This window comes from Pseudomonas sp. TSO6 (assembly GCF_056098905.1).
Window position 1 is genome coordinate 1 of the sequence record NZ_JBLZWV010000096.1, and the last position, 375, is coordinate 375.

Annotated in this window: 2 pseudogenes; both read left to right on the forward strand. The window is 64.3% G+C overall.

The features are described from left to right. A pseudogene (locus ACN6NG_RS29935) lies at window positions 1–86 on the forward strand (ankyrin repeat domain-containing protein); the annotation flags it as partial. Between the two features lie 155 nt (window positions 87–241). After that, a pseudogene (locus tag ACN6NG_RS29940) lies at window positions 242–334 on the forward strand (ankyrin repeat domain-containing protein); the annotation flags it as partial. Window positions 335–375 lie beyond the last annotated feature (41 nt).

Consider the following 375-nt stretch of genomic DNA (forward strand, 5'->3'; position numbering starts at 1 on the left):
GCCCCGCGTACAAGGATGAGGTCACCGCGCTGGAGCATGCGCGCCAGCGAGGGTATCGGGAGATGGAGGCGCTGCTGGCCCGATAGGCAAGGTTTGCATGGCACGGGCTTCGCCCGTGATCGCCGGCAAGCCAGCTCCCACATTGACCACATCGCATTCAAGCCTTGTGCAGTACCTGTATGAGCTGGCTTGCCGGCGATGAGACCAGCACAGGCAGCATAGAACCTGAGACCACTTCTTCGACGGCAGCCCCGCGTACAAGGATGAGGTCACCGCGCTGGAGCATGCGCGCCAGCGAGGGTATCGGGAGATGGAGGCGCTGCTGGCCCGATAGGCAAGGTTTGCATGGCACGGGCTTCGCCCGTGATCGCCGGC